Origin of the sequence: Bacillus sp. 3a (genome assembly GCF_017161885.1) — a bacterium.
In the GTDB taxonomy this organism is placed as follows: Bacteria; Bacillota; Bacilli; order Bacillales; family Bacillaceae; genus Bacillus; species Bacillus safensis.
This window is the reverse complement of sequence record NZ_CP067376.1, coordinates 1,370,630-1,390,086: the sequence shown is the minus strand read 5'-3', so window position 1 is coordinate 1,390,086 and position 19,457 is coordinate 1,370,630. Positions and strand designations below refer to the sequence as shown.

General features: G+C 41.6%; 26 protein-coding genes. 4 read left to right on the top strand and 22 right to left on the bottom strand.

Translation table 11 applies throughout. From position 1 onward, the window contains the following. Window positions 1-6: 6 nt before the first annotated feature. Genes JJ692_RS06840 through JJ692_RS06825 form a run of 4 tightly spaced genes read right to left on the bottom strand, consistent with a single transcriptional unit; the run spans window position 7 to window position 5,403 of the window. On the bottom strand, window positions 7-675 hold the full coding sequence (locus JJ692_RS06840) for a LysM peptidoglycan-binding domain-containing protein (RefSeq protein WP_206534369.1): 669 nt from the start codon (window positions 673-675) through the stop codon (window positions 7-9). Next, window positions 668-4,783: a transglycosylase SLT domain-containing protein gene (locus tag JJ692_RS06835; protein WP_206534368.1), complete on the bottom strand. Its 4,116-nt coding sequence runs from the start codon at window positions 4,781-4,783 to the stop codon at window positions 668-670. The genes JJ692_RS06840 and JJ692_RS06835 overlap by 8 nt, the downstream gene beginning before the upstream one ends. Beyond that, window positions 4,784-4,921, bottom strand: coding sequence for a hypothetical protein (locus JJ692_RS06830; protein ID WP_095357030.1), 138 nt, complete (start codon window positions 4,919-4,921; stop codon window positions 4,784-4,786). Window positions 4,922-4,962: 41 nt separating this feature from the next. After that, window positions 4,963-5,403 carry a phage tail assembly chaperone gene (locus JJ692_RS06825; RefSeq protein ID WP_012011040.1) on the bottom strand — a complete coding sequence of 147 codons (441 nt, stop codon included), beginning with the start codon at window positions 5,401-5,403 and terminating at the stop codon, window positions 4,963-4,965. 151 nt (window positions 5,404-5,554) lie between these two features. Between JJ692_RS06825 and JJ692_RS19280 the strand changes: the two genes are divergently transcribed. After that, window positions 5,555-5,644 (top strand): putative holin-like toxin, encoded by a 90-nt coding sequence (locus tag JJ692_RS19280; RefSeq protein ID WP_073207186.1) that lies wholly within the window; start codon window positions 5,555-5,557, stop codon window positions 5,642-5,644. A 283-nt stretch (window positions 5,645-5,927) separates the two neighbouring features. On the opposite strand, the gene JJ692_RS06820 is transcribed toward JJ692_RS19280, so the two are convergent. From JJ692_RS06820 to JJ692_RS06735, 18 genes are all read right to left on the bottom strand, one after another. Further along, on the bottom strand, window positions 5,928-6,371 hold the full coding sequence (locus JJ692_RS06820; protein WP_024423257.1) for a phage tail tube protein: 444 nt from the start codon (window positions 6,369-6,371) through the stop codon (window positions 5,928-5,930). 1 nt (window position 6,372) lies between these two features. Next, window positions 6,373-7,719: a phage tail sheath family protein gene (locus JJ692_RS06815; protein ID WP_206534367.1), complete on the bottom strand. Its 1,347-nt coding sequence runs from the start codon at window positions 7,717-7,719 to the stop codon at window positions 6,373-6,375. Window positions 7,720-7,722: 3 nt separating this feature from the next. Beyond that, a complete protein-coding gene (locus tag JJ692_RS06810) occupies window positions 7,723-7,935 on the bottom strand; it encodes a YqzN/YkzM domain-containing protein (RefSeq protein ID WP_003212736.1) in 213 nt (70 codons plus the stop codon). Next, entirely contained in the window at window positions 7,922-8,377 is a 456-nt protein-coding gene (locus JJ692_RS06805; protein WP_039180991.1) for a phage tail terminator family protein, read from the bottom strand. The genes JJ692_RS06810 and JJ692_RS06805 overlap by 14 nt, the downstream gene beginning before the upstream one ends. A gap of 4 nt (window positions 8,378-8,381) precedes the next feature. Beyond that, entirely contained in the window at window positions 8,382-8,879 is a 498-nt protein-coding gene (locus JJ692_RS06800; RefSeq protein ID WP_206534366.1) for an HK97 gp10 family phage protein, read from the bottom strand. After that, window positions 8,876-9,232 carry a YqbH/XkdH family protein gene (locus JJ692_RS06795; protein ID WP_149126338.1) on the bottom strand — a complete coding sequence of 119 codons (357 nt, stop codon included), beginning with the start codon at window positions 9,230-9,232 and terminating at the stop codon, window positions 8,876-8,878. Before JJ692_RS06795 ends, JJ692_RS06800 begins: the two co-directional genes overlap by 4 nt. After that, complete coding sequence (gene yqbG / locus JJ692_RS06790; RefSeq protein ID WP_024423261.1) at window positions 9,229-9,612, bottom strand: protein YqbG; 384 nt, start codon at window positions 9,610-9,612, stop codon at window positions 9,229-9,231. The genes JJ692_RS06795 and yqbG overlap by 4 nt, the downstream gene beginning before the upstream one ends. Before the next feature lie 13 nt (window positions 9,613-9,625). After that, window positions 9,626-10,549, bottom strand: coding sequence for a phage major capsid protein (locus JJ692_RS06785; protein WP_024423262.1), 924 nt, complete (start codon window positions 10,547-10,549; stop codon window positions 9,626-9,628). 22 nt (window positions 10,550-10,571) lie between these two features. Beyond that, window positions 10,572-11,660 (bottom strand): XkdF-like putative serine protease domain-containing protein, encoded by a 1,089-nt coding sequence (locus JJ692_RS06780; RefSeq protein WP_206534365.1) that lies wholly within the window; start codon window positions 11,658-11,660, stop codon window positions 10,572-10,574. Between the two features lie 38 nt (window positions 11,661-11,698). After that, window positions 11,699-13,156, bottom strand: a complete 1,458-nt coding sequence (locus JJ692_RS06775; protein ID WP_024425905.1) for a phage portal protein — start codon at window positions 13,154-13,156, stop codon at window positions 11,699-11,701. After that, window positions 13,153-14,466, bottom strand: a complete 1,314-nt coding sequence (locus tag JJ692_RS06770) for a PBSX family phage terminase large subunit (protein ID WP_445662185.1) — start codon at window positions 14,464-14,466, stop codon at window positions 13,153-13,155. Before JJ692_RS06770 ends, JJ692_RS06775 begins: the two co-directional genes overlap by 4 nt. After that, on the bottom strand, window positions 14,463-15,107 hold the full coding sequence (terS, locus tag JJ692_RS06765) for a phage terminase small subunit (RefSeq protein WP_024425907.1): 645 nt from the start codon (window positions 15,105-15,107) through the stop codon (window positions 14,463-14,465). The genes JJ692_RS06770 and terS overlap by 4 nt, the downstream gene beginning before the upstream one ends. 152 nt (window positions 15,108-15,259) lie before the next feature. Next, the gene (locus JJ692_RS06760; RefSeq protein WP_206534364.1) at window positions 15,260-15,778 is read right to left on the bottom strand and encodes a sigma-70 family RNA polymerase sigma factor; all 519 of its coding nucleotides are present in this window, start codon (window positions 15,776-15,778) and stop codon (window positions 15,260-15,262) included. Window positions 15,779-15,909: 131 nt separating this feature from the next. Next, window positions 15,910-16,116, bottom strand: a complete 207-nt coding sequence (locus JJ692_RS06755) for an XtrA/YqaO family protein (protein ID WP_024423268.1) — start codon at window positions 16,114-16,116, stop codon at window positions 15,910-15,912. Continuing rightward, window positions 16,113-16,514 carry a RusA family crossover junction endodeoxyribonuclease gene (locus JJ692_RS06750; RefSeq protein WP_206534363.1) on the bottom strand — a complete coding sequence of 134 codons (402 nt, stop codon included), beginning with the start codon at window positions 16,512-16,514 and terminating at the stop codon, window positions 16,113-16,115. Before JJ692_RS06750 ends, JJ692_RS06755 begins: the two co-directional genes overlap by 4 nt. 50 nt (window positions 16,515-16,564) lie before the next feature. Further along, complete coding sequence (locus JJ692_RS06745; protein WP_029706250.1) at window positions 16,565-16,807, bottom strand: hypothetical protein; 243 nt, start codon at window positions 16,805-16,807, stop codon at window positions 16,565-16,567. Further along, window positions 16,785-16,937 carry a hypothetical protein gene (locus JJ692_RS06740; RefSeq protein ID WP_162860191.1) on the bottom strand — a complete coding sequence of 51 codons (153 nt, stop codon included), beginning with the start codon at window positions 16,935-16,937 and terminating at the stop codon, window positions 16,785-16,787. The genes JJ692_RS06745 and JJ692_RS06740 overlap by 23 nt, the downstream gene beginning before the upstream one ends. Further along, window positions 16,934-17,197, bottom strand: a complete 264-nt coding sequence (locus JJ692_RS06735) for a helix-turn-helix transcriptional regulator (protein ID WP_206534362.1) — start codon at window positions 17,195-17,197, stop codon at window positions 16,934-16,936. Before JJ692_RS06735 ends, JJ692_RS06740 begins: the two co-directional genes overlap by 4 nt. Before the next feature lie 159 nt (window positions 17,198-17,356). Between JJ692_RS06735 and JJ692_RS06730 the strand changes: the two genes are divergently transcribed. The 3 genes from JJ692_RS06730 (at window position 17,357) to bioB (ending at window position 19,451) form a co-directional block, all read left to right on the top strand. After that, window positions 17,357-17,734, top strand: a complete 378-nt coding sequence (locus JJ692_RS06730) for a helix-turn-helix domain-containing protein (RefSeq protein WP_024423272.1) — start codon at window positions 17,357-17,359, stop codon at window positions 17,732-17,734. Window positions 17,735-17,953: 219 nt separating this feature from the next. After that, window positions 17,954-18,304 (top strand): hypothetical protein, encoded by a 351-nt coding sequence (locus JJ692_RS06725; RefSeq protein WP_024425911.1) that lies wholly within the window; start codon window positions 17,954-17,956, stop codon window positions 18,302-18,304. A gap of 151 nt (window positions 18,305-18,455) precedes the next feature. Continuing rightward, a complete protein-coding gene (gene bioB / locus JJ692_RS06720; protein ID WP_206534361.1) occupies window positions 18,456-19,451 on the top strand; it encodes a biotin synthase BioB in 996 nt (331 codons plus the stop codon). The last annotated feature ends 6 nt before the right edge of the window (window positions 19,452-19,457 follow it).

Here is a 19,457-nt window from a genome sequence, read left to right as displayed (position 1 = left end):
GCCCCCCTATTGTGGTATTTTTAACCTTTGTCCAGGGAAAATCCAATGCCCCGGCTGCTTAATATTGCGTCTGCTACGTTTAATCATCGCTAATTTATTGGCATTCCAAATACGCCGCCATTTTGTACTGTCGCCATAAAACCTGCCAGAAATGGCCCATAGCGTATCCCCTTTTTTGACGGTGTACATTTTTGGTGGTGTTTTTGAAGGCCGCTTCTTTTTCGTTTGTTTTGCTTTTTTCTTTCGTTTGATTTTCCTAGGCGATGCGGTTTTATATTCCTTTAACTCGATCGTAAATTCACGATCTCCAATATCATATGCCCCTTCCTTGTGGGTGAAGCTTTCAATGCTGCACGTCATATTGATTTTTGTTCCAGTTACAATCAACCGAACAGATTTCTTTGAACGCATCATTCGTTCAATTTTCGCGATCGCATTCTCTGGTGATGGAATGTTTTTATATTCAGCAATCGGCGAATATTTCTTAGGAAATAATGAGGTGAATGATACTTGTTTAGCCGATGGTACGTCAATAAAGGTCAGTTCTCCAAAAGAGGCGACCTTTACCGTTTCATTTTGTACGTTATTTGTGATTTCGAGTTCGGATGGAAGGACAGGGAATCGCAACTTGTCCTTTCCTTGGGAAATCCACAATTGATACACTGATTTACCCATCAATTACGACCCCCTTCGTTCCTGTATGAATCTCTACTTCTAGTTCATCTACAAGCATTTGTTTAATTTTTTCGACTAGCGATTGCTGATCTTGTCCATTATGGAAATGCTGATCTCCATTGAATTGAATCGTGATTTGTTTATTACCTGGCGATGTTGTACTGCCAGTAGACTGAACTGAGGTAACTTGCTGCATCTGTGCTTCTGGTAAAGGAGCAGATGCATTTGATGGATCATATACTTGCATCCCAAGTGCTTTAGCTGCCTGCGTCAATAAATACCTTCCGCGAATGCCTCTTTCCTCAGGAATAATCCATTCGCGTTTATTTCCTTCACCGACTCTAGCAACCTGCTCTTGAGTAATCAATCCGCCATTTGCATAGCCTTTATAAGGGCCGCCTCTTCTCATACTTCGCAATCCCGGCGTGTTGAAGACTGTTCCATATCTTCCCTTAATGTAGTTAATGGCTGCTACGGCATTATGAATTGGGTTCCAAATGTCATTCATGCCTTTGCCTTTATTGGAATTAAAAGTCGGTCCAATGGTTTGCATTAAGCCTTTAGAAGGTGTTCCCTTTTTGGCGTTGGAATCCCATAAGTTGATCGCTCTCGGGTTTCCATTTGATTCATGCTGCGCGATGGTCATCAAACCAGGTAGCCAGCTCATAGATGTGCCAGTTGCCATGAGAGCTGCCATGAGCCATTGCTGAACACTAAGACCTGAAGCTCCCATACCGCTGAAGGCACCGATTAATGAACCAGCCTGATTTTCAGCAAATTTTTTCACATCAACTGAGTCAAGCCCTTTGACAACACCGATTGACGCAAATTTCCCAAGACTCATCATGACGCGTGAAGGGGAATGAATGTCTAATTCCTCTCTAAACGCCTGTTCTACTTTCTTCGCCATTTCTTTGGCCGCTTGAGTAACTTCGCTTCCTTTGGAACGCATGCCGCTGTTAAAGGCGTCAATCATTCCTGAACCCCAGCCTGGTGATTCTTGTTTCGCTTGCAGGAATGGTTGTTTAATGTTTTGATCTACGTATTGGCTCGTGCCAATTGATGTAGCATTTTGACCTGCTGCAAAACCACTAACCGTTCCAGAACCCCAAGTGGGTGATGCTGTCATGACTTGTTGGTAGGGTGCTTTTACACGACTTTGTAAAAAGCTATCTGTTCCTGTTGGTGTCATCTGCTGGCCATTTGCAAAGGCAGAAACCGTTTGCTGACCATACTTTCCTGAGTCTGATGTCAATTGACCAAAAGGCTGCTGAATATTCTTTTGTTTCCATTGATCAAGAGAGATGACTTTACGATTTAATCCTTGTTCAAAATCGCTATTAAATTGCTCGCCAATGCTAGAGGCTTGAATGTTCGCATTCAATGAGACTGATCCGCCTCCGCTCATTGAACCTACAGAAGATGATGGAGTTGTAGGAGCTGGGGAGCTTGACACTTGAGTTCCTGCCGCTCCGCTCGGTACAACAGACATTCCAAGTTGAGAAGCGGCCTGTGCAAGAAGCATCTTTCCGCGTCCTCGGTTATTTTGAGTTGGAATAACAAATTCGTTACCTGCTTCACCGACCCATGATAAGGTTGGCTGGGTGATATAACCGCCTGTGGCGTTATTATCAGCACCTCCAAAGACATGTTTCAATACAAAATCAACCCCACCGCCAGCCTTATCAAAAATCTTTTTGACCCAGCCAAACGCTTTAGAAAACCCATCACCAATAGCTTCTGCTACTTTTACAATTGGCTTTTGAATGTTGTCCTCAAACCATTTGGATAATCCATCCCATATATCTGTCACGACTTTATACGCTTCTTCAAACTTTTTACCGAAACTGTCTTTAATGGTTCCTACCGTATCTACAAGTGGATTCCACACATTTTCCATAAACCATGTCGATACAACTCCAAAGATTGATTGTATCTTTTTCCATGCATTTGATAATGCTGTCCAAATTCCTGTAGCGACTGTAACAACTGTGCTGCTTAGTGGCGTCCAGACGTTCTCGATAAACCAGCCTGCGACTGCACTGAACGTTTCTTGAATCCATGTCCATGCATTGACTAGACTTGACCAAATGGTCGTGGCTACTGTAACGACTGTACCGCTTAACGGCGTCCAGACGTTCTCGATAAACCAGCCTGCGACTGTACTGAATGTTTCTTGGATCCATGTCCAGGCGTTGACTAGGCTTGACCAGATGGTCGTGGCTACCGTAACGACTGTACCGCTTAACGGTGTCCAGACGTTTTCGATAAACCAGCCTGCAACTGTACTGAATGTTTCTTGGATCCATGTCCAGGCATTGACTAGATTTGACCAGATGGATGATGCTACTGTGACAACCGTACTGCTTAATGGTGTCCAGACATTTTCTGTGAACCAAGTCGCAACTGTTGACCAAACTTCAACAATTTGGTCTTTGATTTCAATGGCTTTTTGACCAATCTTTTCAAATCCGCCGCCATCAAACCATTTTCCGATCGTTTCACCGATAGATTCGCCGCCCATACTTCCAGCGATGCCGCCTACTAGACCACCGATGGCTGTACCTACTCCTGGAACTACGCTTCCAATAGCTGCACCTGCTGCTGCACCTGCCATTCCGCCGGCAATACCGCCTCCAGTCGTACCGATCTTTTCACCAGCATTCTCTTTTTTCATACCGATTAAATTTGTTGCGCTAAGTAAACCACCTAGAATAGGTACTTTCTTTAATAATTTACCGCTCCCTTTACCGATATTTTTCACCGCATCTCCTAGTCCACTTAACCCCTTGCCACCTTTCATTAGACCCGTAAGTCCGCCAACTGAAGCTGCGATACCCGCACCTTTCTTTAGACCACTAGGGATTTTTCCAAATAATTTACCTGCATTTGATTTCAGTTTCCCTAATTTACTTGGAGGCCTTCTATTCATTTCGGTTCTTGATGTGGCATTTGGATTTGTTGATCGTCTCGGTGAACGGCCATTTTTCGCTTTAGTAGATCCTCGGCTGCTTATACCTCTTGCACAACAAGGGCAACAACTACTGCGAAACAAACCTTTTCCACCTCGCGGCTTAGGCTGCGTTTTAGGAGCCGAATTAGATGGTGTTGATGTTGGTGCAGTTGTCGGAGCTGTTGTTGGTGCTGTTGTTGGTGCCGGAGTGGTACTATTGTTTTCACTTGATGGATCACTTGTACCAAAGAGGCGATCTAATCCAGTCTTCACCCATTGATCTAGTTTTTCTTCAGGATTAAATTTAATCTTCTCTTTAATTCTTCCGATCACATCTTGTTTGTACTCTTCTATTTTATTTTCAACCCAAGGAAGTGCTTTTTCATCCCAAAACTTTCTAGGACTCAATTTTTCCTTCACTTTGTCTGCAACGTCACCTGCATATTTTTGAATTTCATTTAATCCTTTATTGGCAAAGTTTTGGAGCCAACTCTGTTTAGGTTCATCCGTTTTAACTGACGGACTAGCAGTCTCAGGCTCTTTTTTTATGGTTTTTTCTTTCACAACAGACTCTGCCTGATCTCGTTTTTTCAGCTTACTCTTTGCATTGTCTTGAACTGACACTCTGATTTCGTGTTTGGACATCGTCAAGCTTTTGAGTGTCTTTTTGATTCGTTGAATTGCTGCGGTGGCTTGGTCAACCATGTTTAATCTCATATAGTACGTTCTGTTGATGAGCTGAAGGATTGATTTTTTGATTGATGATATTTTACCTGACAATTGATCGTTCAGTTTAAACGTCATCATAATGGGGGTTGTTCCCATTTGTTTTAAACGATTTATGCTGGATTTGATGACATCCAGCCCCTTCGCTTGAATGGATATGATCAGATGATTTGGAATCATATTTAACTGATTGTTCAATGCTTTTAGATCCCGATAGATTCCTTGATCCAGCCTCATAGAAAATACTGAAACTTTCCGCAGCGATAAAGTGAGGTTTCTTAATTTCTTTTCATCCATTTCCAGACTTATTTTCACTGGTTTTCTAAATGGTTTAAGCTGCTTCTCAAACGTTTGAAATCGTTTTTGAATGCGTAATAACTTCTTCGACACCCGGTCTTCTAATTCAAATCGTGCTGTAAGTTTCGCCAATTATTTACCTCCTTTCTTTGCTTCTTTTTCTAGCATGTCTAGCTTGTAGCTGATGAGTCCGAAAAGGAATGCTTTGAACGGTCTTGGTGATTCGTATAATTCCAGGAGTTCAGATGGGGAGTAGTGAAGCTCGTGCATCGCGTAATATAAAAACACCGCTTCTTTATCCCCATCTTTTATTAGTTTTTTGCTGCTTCTTCTAAATCTTCAATTTCATCTTCGAATCCGTTGATTTCGATCGCTTTGTTTAACCAGTTCGCATATTCACCGCCTACTGACAGGACACGTTTTGCTACTTCAACTGGATCTTGTGTGCTGTAGGCTTCTCTTAATTCCTTTGAGCGGAAATCTGGATAAATGGTCGATTCAATCGCAATACGTGCGTAGAAGCGCTGGCTGTCTAAGTCTTTCACGCGTCCTCTGCCTTTGACATTTTTGAAGGTTGTGTTTTCTTTTTCCAATTCATCAATACGTTCAGTTGTAATAGCTTTAAAGACAAAAGGAATGACATTTCCTTTTTTATCAACAAAACGCTTAGAAATCGGTACTTTGACTTCTTCCGCTTCTACTGTTTGTCCTGGCATAAAAAATGAAAGATCAAATGTTTGTTTTTCACTCATGTTTAAAAACTCCCTTTGTTATGTTTTTTTGAATGCAAAAAAGCACATCCATTTTTGAATGTGCTTTCCAATCTTTTCATGTATCATTTAAATTGTACAAGTGAACGGCTTGCTCAAGGGCGTCTGGCTCATCCCCGATAGGAAGGGGGTGATGCATATGTCAACATTTGAAGCGATTTCCCTTATGCTTTTATTCGGGATGTTTATCTTTACTTTGTTGACGTATATAGACAAAAAATAGACTCCCCTTGAGCTGTGGAAGGTTAAAGGGAAGTCTACCTAAAGAACCTATTCGATAAGCCAGCCCCTTGAAGGGCCTCATTGTACATTGCCGGGATGTTAGAGCATCCTGGCTTCTTTTTATTTTATGCAAATTGCTTTGCAAGTAAACATATTTTAATGAATCGAATACAAGACGTTACCAGACGAAATGAAGACGGCATCAAGACGGTTGTATTACAACTGCATTATAGCATATTCAGCTGTTATTTAGCTAATTAATTAGCTAATTTCCTCCACTTTTCTTAGAATGTATTCTTCAGCTTTTCAGGCAGATCAAAGTCCTCGAATGTGAAAGGAACTTCTTCTTCAAGCGCCTCTGAATCAACATCTAATCCAGCGATTTTAGCAGAATCAAAGTTGACATCAAATAATGTCACACGCTCAGTGCCACGGCCTGATGATTTATCGTCAATTACCGCTTGTAGAGTGAAATATGGATCTTCTCCTTTTTTCACATAATTGAGCATTAATTGAACGAAACGGGACGTAACTTTATAGAATGTTGCCGTTCCTGTTCCGTTTGCTCCCGTTGTTTTATGGCCAGTCATTCGGCGGCCCATGACGTTGACTTCTGATTTGTTTTTCTCCACGTTTGCTTCGAAGGTTTTGATAAATGCAAGTTCCTCACCTTCTAAGAAAAGACGACCTTCTTTACCTGAAATTGTATTTTGTGCTTTAAAAGCCATCTTACTTCACCTCCACATTGAAATAGAATTTTTCTGCTGCATCTACTGGTTGAACCGCTAAATCGATGATAAATCCATCACGATCTTCATTGAGGCCAATTACGATATCTGTTTCTGAATTAAAGCCTGTAATGCCGCTGCCATCTTGAAGCTGTGTGAGATACTGGGTAATCAGTGTTTTCACAAGCTGCACTCCATCATCTGATGCTGGAATGTCATTGCCATTGGCTTTACGTAATTTAATCAGATTTTTTAATTCGAATGTTAAATCATTGTTGATCGCATCAAGCACACGAATGATTTTGTTTTTCGCCATTTGCTGGTTCTTTTCAGCTGTGAAGCTTGTCAAGGAGTTAATATCTTTTTCAACACTCACGGTACGATCTCGCGCATCAAAGGTGAAAAGGAACTCCCCTTGAGATAATCGGTATTCTACTTGATCATTGTCAAGGCGTTCTAATGTATCGACCGCTCCTTCGTATTCAACAAAGGTCAATGACTGATTGAAATTTGCTCCGGCACTTGCACCTGCGACCCATGCTGTTGTTTGAGCAGGTGTTAGTTCGGTTCCATCTTCGAGTACAACACCGCTTGTCACATTGATGATTCCTTCTTGGTCCGCTGCATAATTCGCCACAACCCCTTGCACCTTACGTCCTTGCTTATCACGCAAACGCTCGATAAATGAAGCGAAGGTTGCTTTTAATTGCTCACTATTATCGACTGGAAGGGCAATAACATCGAAGTATTCTGTTTCTGCTGCTTCTAGGAAAGCTGTATAATCTGCGACACTTGCCACCCCGTTTTTACCGCCGCTTAGTGCCACACCAGCTGTGATGACAGCTTCACCTTCACCAGAAAATTGAACGTATTTGTTTTTCACAAGATCTTTCACATCAGTGACAACCTGTTTATCCACAATGTCTGTTCCAAGATAAGTGATCACATTGCGTTTTTTACTATCAAGTACATTTTCTGCCACTTGTACTGTGATCTCATTTCCTTTTTGGCCGCCATAATTTGCTGTGACGACAAAATTTTCAGCAATTTCGGCTTTGGCCGGCTCTCCTTCATTGAGGCGGTAAAGTAAGACCGTTTGCGCTTTTTTCTTTGCTTCACGGAAAAGAAGAAGTGATTTATCATCAATGTTGAGTCCAACCTTTTTATTTAAATCTTCCATATTTGAAACGGAAATAAAGGTTTTTGGTTCTCCCCAGCTCATCACAAGGGGAAGTGCCACCGTACCTCGATCGCCTAAAGTAATTCGCTGCTCTGCTGTTGTTTTAAAATTAAAGTAAATACCAGGACGCTTTTTCTCTGTACCTGGTGTAAAAGTGCCTCCGTTCATCCTTTAAACCTCCTTGGACAAAAAAGCATCAATGTGCTTTTTCGCTTCTGTTTTTGTAATTGGTTGATGTTTGATATAAAAAAGAGCACCTTCAAGGATTTCTGGTTTGACCCCAAAAAGATCCTTACTGTGCTCCTTTAAGGCTTCAAATGAAAAGCCAAATTCTTTTTCTTCGCCGGCTGTTTGAGCGGGCTCTGCTTTTTTAGTCTTGCTCACGTTTGATCACCCCATCTGAAAAGTTGATATCTTCAAGGCTTGCCTGTTTGTCACGGTTATACCAATAGCTGCTATCCCACGTCAGGACAATCGCTGCTACGCCTTGATCTATCATTCTTGTTTCCACTCTTTTTATGCGGACATAATCATCAAGCACCTCTCCGTCTTCACTCATCATCTGAATGATTTGACGATCAGCAAGCAATGCATCAACGATTGTTTCTGCCGCATCATGTGCTTTTTCTGTATCAATATGAAAGACTTTCACTTGCAGCGAATAAGATTTCATAAAGGTAGAGACCGTATCTGGACCACTGATTACTGTCACAGGCGGCACATAAACCGATGGCACTTGAAAGCGTTCTGGCAAAAGACGATCATACATTGTCACAGGAAAGTGTGTGTAGATATAATGCATGATTGCCCCGACTTCTTGATTCATTCCATCACCTCCCAAAATGTCGATCGAACCAGCTTTGCAGCTTTCGATCCAGCGACTGTTCAAACATTTGCTCATAGAGCATGACAGCATGATCCCAGTAGCCATTGCCATCAATCCATTGAGAGGCAAGCATCATTCCTGTACTTGCATTCGGATCATATTCAAAGCGGCTGCCAGTCCATCTGCCAGGCACCCATCTTCGCTCTCCACTTGAAGAAGTGGCATGTCCGTCATTGACATAGGAGGCATATTCAAGCTGCGTTCCCACTTCAAGTGTGAGACCGCCTTTTGACATGAGAAAATGATTCTCCTTATCGCCTTGTGTAAAGGATCTAAGAAGCCGGCCTGTATCGACAGCATTCTCCTTGATTAATTCATCCTGAATGATGTCTAAAAACTGCAGGCCCATGTCCTCCAGCCAATCTTGATATTCTGCCTTTAAGCCGCCATTACCCGCTGTCTGCAGCTGTGAAATCAGCCGGTCAAGTCCATCAATTTTCATAGATTTTCCTTCCTGACTGCTATCACTTCGATGTGATGATTTTTCACTTTTTTAGGCTGCTGTAATTTGAGTGACACGCCATTCCACACCATTTTGTCATGCAAGCGAATATCACTTGCTAAAGGAAAATGGACAAGATAGGATTGATAAATGACTGTATTTGGCTCTTCTTGCACAAGTGACTGGTTTTTTTCTATGACATAACAAGATAGATCGGCTATGCTGGGAGCATCGGGATAGGAAAGTGTTATTTGTAAATCATCAGCTGGAATTCCAAATTTCCCGCGGGCAGACTCCTGCTGTTCAAGGTGAAAAAGATCACAGCGATCTGTTAATAGAGATTGATAGCTCATAATGACCTCACCTTTAACTTGGCACTGCCGCCGGTCAATGTTGGTTCAATATAATCTACAAGCAGGGCATATACATAGGGTCTGCCTTTGACTTGATCAGCTGCCTTCGCATATGAATAATCGCCCATTTTTTCTGACGTAAAGCCTTTCATCATAGATTCGTCATCATTCAGCATGGCAAAATATTGGGCCATTTTTAATAATGCGATTCTTGCTTTTTCAGGGAGGGGCTGATATTTTTCACTTGAGAAATCGTGACCTACGATCTGAAATACCGCAGCTTCTGCTTCGATAATATCTGCTGTCAGTCTTTCCACAGATCGATTTTTCACCCGATCAAAGACAGAATAGGCTTGCAGTTCTTCAGCAGAAATGATCATGGCCTGCCGTCACCTACTCTTTCACTTTCATCACTTTTGCTACAGCATCCTCTTCCTCAAATTTGCTGTCTAGCTTCGCTGTGAGGACAATAATAAATTTACGGCTGCGAATATCTTTTTCTACTTCAATTCGAATATGACGAGAGAAACCTACGATAATATTTTTAGGGTGTGTCAGCAAAATATCTGATACGTCTGTTCCCGCTTCGTCATATGGCTGCATATTGGCAAGACCTTTGACCGGCACACCAAATGCAGAAGAAAGTCCGCCTTGAATGGCCGCATCTCCAAGGCCTGTCTGACGGTTTGCTACTTGATCCTTCCATTCAACTTCTAAGCTTGGGGATGTGTAGAAACGGAAATCCTGAGGTACACGTAAATATTTTGACGGCATCGCTTTATAGGCTTGCTTAAACATTTGGCGGCTGATTTCCGCTCCGTTTGCATCTACGATATGAGAGACTGCTTGTTTTCTCACGCCATCCATTTGAGCTAAAAATGGATCTGCTGAAGTCGTATCGCCATTGACGATGAGCTCTTCAATGTCAACTGCTGCTCGTTCAGCGAGCATTTGCATAATCGTCTGCTGAATTCCGTCTTTCTCAATATTGTTTTCAATGCTGTCATAGGTCATATGAATCTCTGCGATGACCTCTTTCGCATTTAGCTGGACAGTGCTTGTCGCTGGGACAACACGGTCTTTCGCATCAAGTGCTTTGCCTTCTTCTGCTGGGCGCAAAATACGCTGGCCAAAGCCAATTTTTTCGATTTTTTGTGAATCACTTTCCATTGGAATGATACGTGCATCATTTAAAACGGTTGGTGTATTTTGCATCATTCTAATGAATGTGTTGGATTGGGTTGCGTTCATGAGACCGCCGGTTTTTAAGCTGGCAAGTGTCATTTCGGCCTTGCGAATCAACTCTTGATTTCTCACACTGTTTCCTCCTTATTTAGGCTTATAGTAAGCCATCCCATATGGGCTTTGTACTGTCGTTTTGTGTATCGTGGATTGTTTGTTTTGACATACCGCGCGCTTTTTCAAGCATGTGAATCCGCTCTGAAATAGGCAAAAGCTGCTGCTGAAGCACTTGCTCAAGCGCTGCTTTTTCTCTGCTGGCTGATTTCTCTAAGGAAGAAAGCTGATGACGAATCGGTGCAACGACTTGCTCAAGCACCTTTTGGACAGGTTCTTCCTCTGTTTGATCTGTTTCCTGCTGTTCTGCCTGCTGTAAGACGTGTTCAATGGCCATTTTTGCTTTTTTAAGCTCTTGTACTTGCTCCGTTGTAAGAGCGGCATCTTGTTTTTGTACAGAGGCTGGCCTTTCACCAATCGTTTGAAGCACATCCTCTGTCTTCAAAATGTCCTGCACGATTGGCAGCAATTGCTCAAGCGCTGATCTTACACCCGCCTCATCACCATCACTTGACTGTAAGGCTTCCAGCAGATGGTCTATAACGCTCCAAAATTGTTGTGACATGTTTGCACCTTCCTCTTTCAAAAAGAAATTTTTCAGCAAAGAAAAAAGCCCTCTCTCATTTGTGCTTTGAGATAAGAGCTGATCTTGTTCTTCTATTGCTACGATGTCCGCCGTTCCAGCCATTGAATACCCTGTAATGTGGCCTTTCTGAATTTGATCCCAAATCTCTTGGGAAGCCTTTGTTACAAGTACCCAAGATCCTTTTCGAATCAGCTCACCGCCTACCTCAAAATCAGCGGGAGCAATGTATGATTCAACAACCTCGCCCACACCATGTTGAAAATCATGCTGCTTGTCAATGTGGCGGGCATCCTTCATAAAACCATGTGCCGCTCTTTCAATTTCTTTGGCAGACATAAAGTCTTGATGTGCATCAGGTGTATTCGGTTCATACACGACACCATACACAAGGCGATGAGCATCTTCTGCCTTTGTCAGCACACTAACCTCCTTTTGAAAGTCAGGCTGGCTTTTCTTTGCCTTCATCAAAAAGAATTTCTTTTTGTTTGCGGCTCTGTCCACATAGGAAACATGCGTAATTTTTGCGTTTTTTAATTCTCTTGGCATATGTTCACCCCCTTTCAAAAAAGCGCATGCGCTTCGGTTTATTTCTTCAGCTGATTCGCCTCTCGTTGAGGCTCTTGTTCGGCTGATGTCATGCGGCTTTCTAAAGGTCTGTGATAGAGATCCTCCGGCCATTCCTCTAACGTTTTCCCAAGGATACGTCCTGCTAGATCTCGCAAATCGTTTGGTGACACTGCCCCAGCCTGAATAAACGGTGTCAGAACCTTGGCAATCTCTAATGGATCTCTAAAGTCAGGACCATTTAATAGGAAACGAACATGCCAAATATCAAGATCCGGCAAGAAAAGGGTATTGAGCTTTCCTGTGATGAGATGCCGTTCAGGCTGAAATACCTGTTCTTCTGTTGTTTTTCGCGCCGTATCGGCTGTCGCTTTGTTATAGTCTTGAGACTCACCTGTGTAAATAGGCGGCAGGCGAAAAGCAGATCGGATTTTGTTTCTTGTTTTTTCATCGTATTCTAAAAAGAGTGCATCTTCTTGCAAGATCTCTGCTAGGGATTTGAAGTTCACTTTGACATTTGAGACATCTTCTTCTCCAGTTAACCCTTTTTCCGTCGGGAGACCTTCGACTTCAAGCAATAGAAATTTATGTGCATGATCAGAGCCTTCAATATCGTCCATATAATCCTGAAGCTGCTGATAGGAAGACTCAGACAGCATTCCATTTTCGACAATGATGGCACCAGGTACATGCCGCCCTTGTTTAAAATAAAGATAGTTCAATTCTTCTGCCTTGCGTGCCCCATACATATTGACGATGTTGCCAATCCAGCGGGGAATCCCATACGTTCCACTGCCTATTTTAAAATGAATCACTTCTGTTGCGCGCAGCGGCTCTGGGGTGGTGTCATCGTATTTGCCTGTTTCACAATGTAAAATGCGCGGATCACCATACTCCTTGAAGAAGACTTTCTTTTCATTGATCACCTGCACATATTTACGGAATCGTTTCTTTCGATTCATTGTTTTCAATTCGCCGTTTTCTGTATACCGGAATTCAACGTCAACTGGCTCACTAAGCTTGCAAATACGGATATGGAGCGCATCTAAATACTCGATTCCTGCCGGCTTTCCCTGACCATCTCGGAGAACCTCTAAAAAACCATTCCCCGTTTTCTCCCGGTCTTCGATGACATAGCCAAGCACCACATCAGCAGACTCATCATAGTTCATGTATTTCGTAAACTCTTCAAGCCTTGTCCATTCCTTCTCTGCTGCTTTCTTTTTTGCCGGTTTCACACCTTCTGCATTAAAGTCAAAGGCATATTCTACACCAAAACCAAAGCCTAAAATATTGGTCTTATACGCATCAATACATTGCTGAAGAATGGTTGAATATTCTGCCATGCTTTTTAATTCATTGATATTGTAAGGCGGGGGAACAATGTCATCTTTTTCGTAGGAAAATTCATCTGCATACATTTGTTTTGTATGATCAGACATGTTTGCCTTCATAATGGTTGCTTTCAATTGTTTCATTGTATGGACCTCCTCTCTCTGTGTGGACGGACACGCTCTGAGGCGGTCTGCTTCAAATCTGTCACTTCATAATCATCCAGCGCATACCAGATGGCTGATAAAGTGTGCGGATCGATTTGAAATTCATCTTCCTCTAGACGTCCATCCTTATCTGCCTTATAGGTTAGTGATTGAAGTTCATAGATGGTATATGGACAAGCATCAGAACAAATAATTTTCTTAAACCGTTTGATTTTTTTTGTATACTGCAAACGTGAGCCTTGGAACTTATGTGCCGCTACCATTTGAAAGCCGCGCTGCCGAAAATAGTGAATGGTTTTAGGTTCGGCTGCGTCGGCTTTAATCAGTTCCTTTGATTCAATGAACTCTTTCAAGTCAGTGGCTGTTTCATCATCTGTTTTCCCGCGGTCGTAATATTCCCAATAAATATATAAGTACTTTTTTTCATGATCGACAGCTAACCGAATGAGCGCATTGTATGATTCAACAAATCCAAAATCCATGCCTGCTAATTTCAGCGGTCTGTCAATCTGCTGAATGGCTTCTAATACATCAGAATGGCTTCTCACCTCAAATTGAGGAAAAACCTTTGTGCCATTAATGCCGAAATACCCCTTCCTCGCAATGCGATAGAGATCTGGATCATACTCTTTCAGCTCATCCAGCTGCTTCACGTAGCTTTTAGGAAGGAATAGGTTATCTTCCGCCGTGGAGTGATGGTAATACGTATCCTTGATGACAACGGTTCGCTTTTTGTATAATGTTTCGTCATCTAAAACAAATCGCTTCAGCTGTTCATCTCGAAAAAAATGTCTGTACGTCCAATTATCCTGACCAACAGGATTCGTCGATAACATCATATAAAGCGGTAAGGATGGATGCCTCAGCCTTCCAAGCAGCTCTTTAAAGCCTTCATAAGAAACCTCTGAACATTCCTCAATCCAAATGATCGAAATGTTGTTGATCGATTTCAATTTTTCAGGCTTGTCCAGTCCTTTAAATAAGATGCTGCTGCCGTTTCGAAATGTTAGTGCAAGCGGCGAACTTCGGCACTTTACCACGTGGTCGATGCCGAGGTCGCTGACGATCTCTTGTAATAAAGAAAAGGTTGATTCGCGGTGCGTATCATACACCTCCCGAATGACAAGTGCTGTCCGTTTTTCTTCCAGCAGCTTTAAAACGAGCTTTAAAGCAATGTGATAGCTTTTAGAGGAGCCGTAGCCCCCTACTAAAAATTGAAACTTTTGATTCCAATCGAATAGAAAGTGTTCAAAATGAGGATTGACTTCTTTTTCAATCAATGGCGTCATGAGTCGTCCTCTTTTCGCTTGATCATGATTTGAAGATCTTCCTCTTTTTCTTCACGCACTGCTTTTTTCGTTTTTTCGATCGTCAGTTCAATTTGTTTCAGCCTTAATCTTCGTTCATCCTTCGCATGTGCGAGCTCTTCAAACTGTTTTATTAAACGCCTGAGTTCACCCATTGCACGGGATTGTGCATTTAAAAACGTCGCATGCCGATCCCATGAAAATTGAAACGAATATTCTTCTGAGGTGATGTCTAGTTCTGTCTGAATGCCTTCTCCTGTTTCTTCTAATGAAGAAGGCATGTATGCCGCCTTTTTCAGCTCTTTGATCATGTCCTCTTGATCCGCTACATACATAATTCGCTGCGCCCGAATAATGGCTGCATATTGAATTTGAATTTGATCCCAGATTAAATCAAGCGATGTGCGTCCATCCATTTTCTCCATGATTTCAATCGTTTCATCTGAAAGAAATTGATTGAAAATCGAGTGTGCTTGCTTTGACGAAGTTTTTTGTCTTTGCCATCCGTATCGCCTTTTCCACGATTTGACGGTATGGATCGAGACATTGTAATGATCAGCAATTTGCTGGTACGTCATCCCCTTCATATAATCCTGCTTGGCCTCTATCCGTTTATCTTTCATTTACATTCACCTGCCGCCTCCTTTTAATTCGAATGATTCCCTCTGAAGGAATCATTTGTGTAGGGCTAGCAAACATTCGTTTGGTCTTTCTAACTATAGGTGGCAACTGTAAGACAAGCTTTCACTGATTTATTTTCGGATAGAAAAAACGCCTATTCAGCAGCTCTGAATAGGCGTTCTTGTACTTTTTTGGACATCTTCGTCCGCGCTCTTTCCATATGTTTTTGGACAGTTCCTTTTTTGACATCCAGCATAACCGCAATCTCGCTAAACGATAACCCTTGTGTTGTGTGCATAAAGAATACGTCCTTTTCTCGATCTGTTAAAACAGACAGAGCTTCATCAATTCGTCTTTTGTCTCTCTCACTGACTTCTCTTTCTTTCTCTTGAATAAGGGTATATTCATGTGATAAAGCCTCTAACACTTCTGGATTTGCGAGAATGGTACGCTGATAGACTGAACGTCTGTCTAATCCTCTGCGCGCACCTGGCTCTCTTCCGATTTGAAGCCATTCTACTACGTATTCCAGATCGCTTACCATACTGGCGATCATTTTTTTATCATGCTTGTCTTGAACGGACAGCTGATGTTCTTCTTTTTCATTAAATGGTTCATATTGTTTTCTAGCATTCTTTAAAGCTCTTTTATATTCAATGAGTAAATCTTGCATATTGGCTCTCTCCCTTTTTTTAAGAAAATAAAAAACGGACACCAATCAAGCCCCCTTTTAGCAGGGTCTTGATCAGTGTCCGCAGGCTTTCCGTCTTGGACATAATATTGTGCTTTGATGTGGTCAGTCAGTTAGCTGATTTTAAAACCAATCTCGTGATCTACTCTTGCAAAATGACCTTTTGCCGTTTGAATAATGGTTTTTCCATGTTCAGGTACATCCATTTTATAAGCCGTTCCTACATTCCCATCTAACACGATGACTTGAATTTTTCCTTTTTCCATCTCACCGACAAATGTTTGGTTTTCTTGAATGAATAGTTGTTTTGGCTCGTTCATATGCTTGTCTCCTTTTTTGGTGATGGCCTCCTGCCACCACCTACCGTATTGATAATGATTTCAACTCTTGGACACATACTATAAAACTGGGAAACTCTTAAATCGACCATCTGCAGAGGGACTTCATCGGCTATAGAATGAAGTGCTTCTTGAATATGCTGTAGATTTGGCTGAAAGATGCTGACGTGTACCGGGCGTATCAACCCTTTTTCTGCGTATGTACGCTTTTTTTGGCAGTCAGCTATGTCAAACGGCATGTGATCAAATAAACGAATTTCAAGTGATAGTGCGTCTTTTAATTTTTGCGGGCATTGCCCTTTTGCAGCTGATCGTATTCTTTTCATCAATGTCTCTTTTGTTAACAAATGCTCATGTTCAATCATTAAATGGATGACCATGTTATGATCTCCCGTCATCCTTTGACCACTGGCGGATGTCTTGTTCGTTTTTACTCGCTTTGAGCAAGCATTTCAAAAATGTCATGATTTGCTTCCATCGTTTCACGTTGCCCTGATTCCTCCTTTTTTGTATCATCGACCTTAGCCTCCAGGAGGGTCATATATGTCTCTTTCTCTTCTGCTGTGGCAAAAACAAACATCGGTTTCTGACGATGAAAGGCGATCCAGCCGCCAGCTTGGTCTAAACAAAGCTGCGCTTCTTTTCTAGCATCAAACGTCAGCTGATGTCTCATCTTCTTCAGCTCCCTCCAAGCTGTCCTCAATTTCTGTTTGGTATCCATATCGTTTCATGTCATATAACCAATAGCTTTTTGGATAACCAAAGTCACTCATCTGAGTCACCATTGGATGTTCAATATTCATTCTGCTCGTCTCCCCTTTTCTAAGAACCGATCTTCTCTTAAAAAATTACTCTTTTCGTGTAACTTTTGGCCAAAAAAAAGCTCTTGAACCCCGGTATTCAGCAGATCTGCAATATGCTTTGCTATTTCTAAGCTAGGCTTCGTTCTGCCCATTTCGATATTCGCATAGCCGCTTGTGTACTTATATCCCAATTTTTTCGCCATATAGGTTTGTGTTTTACCTTGCAATATGCGCTCTTCTCGTAAATTTTCAAGTTTCATCTGTCCACCTCTTACTCAATATGTGTAAGTTATATTCATTATGATAATATACACGTAACGAGTAAGTCAATCACATTTTTATTCTTTTTGTGTATTTATTTATCTTTTCCGTGTAATTCATGATAAAATTTACTCATAACATGAAAAAAGGTGTTTCTGATGGATAATTTGACTGGGAAGATTCTAACTGAATTAAGAGAGAAGCATGGATGGAGCAAGTCAACAGTTGCTAAAAAACTCGGATTAAAGGCAATGTCCACTTATGCAAACTGGGAATACGGCTTGAGAAAACCCGACGGTGAAATGATTGTGAAAATTGCTGAGTTATATGGGGTCTCAACCGATTATCTTCTCACAGGTAAGGACAAAGGCAGGCCCGATGACGATCTTGCAGACGATCCTGATTTGCAAATTGCGTTTAAAGCAGCCTCAGATTTTTCCGAAGAAGCACGAAGACAAACCATCGATTTTATTAACTACATTAGAGAGAAAGAGAAGCAAAAAGGTCGTCAGCCAAAAAAGCGTGACGACCATTGATCATCTCTTTTCATCTGCTTTACGCTGGGACGCACCCAGCTTTTTTTTATACCTCTTTTTCCCTTAAAAAAGAAATAGCATATGAATAAAAAATCATATTTTTTCCAACAAATATGTGACAATTTTCGCCATAATTACTCTTTTTTTCATATATTTTAATTGACAAATAATTCTATTATTATTAATATATGTATATACCAAAAAAAAGGAGTGTTACCGATGAAAAAATTCATGAAAATCTGTACATTGTCTTTAGCTGCTGTAGGTGCTCTTACGTTCTCTCAAACTGAAGGTGCTCATGCAGCTGCACAGCCAAAAGAACCAGTCATAGCAAAAGCTCCTATTATGAATAAAGTAATTACGGTGAACCGTACACTTTCTGTAGGTTCTTCAATCGCCGTCTCTCTTCCAGCAAGCCAAATTTCTGTGTCGGGTGCAACGTATGCGATTCAATTAGATCAAACAGCTCCAAACTTCACTTGGATTCGCGCTGTACAACGCGGTTCTGTAACAGTTTCCTACTATAATTCACTAGGCGAGCTTGTGATTAACTATATTACTGTTCGATAAATAATCTAGCTTTACATATCTAAAGGCGATGACATGAAGTCATCGCCTTTTGGTGTTTAGAGTTGGTTTCATCTGAAACATGATTGCCAACATCCGCCCAATATGTTAACTTTTAATATGAATAAGTTAACATATTAAGGGGGTATTCATGATGAGAGAGCAGCTGTCTTTGTCTTGGGAAGCAATAGCGGAGAAGGCGATGAAAAATGAACCGATCACGGCGCAAGAGGGTCTAGACATTCTTGAAGCTGACGATAGAGAATTGTTACCTATTATGCATGCAGCCTATCAAGTGCGATATCATTTTTTTCAAAAAAAGGTGAAATTAAATATGATTTTTAACGCGAAAAGTGGATATTGCCCTGAGAACTGTGGATATTGTTCACAGTCGATGATTTCAAAAGCACCAGTTGAAAGATATACAATGCTTGATCAAAAGACCATTGTAGCTGGTGCGCGTGAAGCTCTTAAAAGAAAAGCCGGGACTTATTGTATTGTGGCAAGCGGGAGAGCGCCTTCTCATAGGGAATTAGATGAAGTCACAGCAGCAGTCAAGGAGATCACTGAAACGATGCCTTTGAAGGTGTGTGCCTGTCTTGGGTTATTAAATGAAGAAAAAGCGAAGCGGCTGAAGGAAGCGGGTGTTCATCGGTATAATCACAATATCAATACACATCATGATCATCATGCTCACATTACGACAACTCATACATACGATGACCGTGTATCGACCATTGAGCAGGTCAAACAGTCTGGCATGTCACCTTGCTCAGGGGTCATTATTGGAATGGGTGAAACCAATCAGCAAATTGTTGAAATGGCTTTTGCGCTCAGAGCACTTGATGCGGATTCAATTCCAGTCAACTTTCTTCATGCCATCGAAGGAACACCGCTTGAGCATCAAAAACGAACACACCCAATCAAAGCATTGAAAGTGCTGGCAATGATGAGATTTGTCAACCCAACAAAAGAAATTCGGGTATCCGGAGGCAGAGAGTTTAATTTACGGACACTCCAGCCGCTCGCACTTTATGCCGCAAATTCCATTTTTGTTGGTGATTATTTAACAACTAAAGGCCAGCAAGTCCAAACGGATCATCACATCATTGAAGATTTAGGGTTTGAAATAGAAGGATGTGCGTTATAAAAAAAG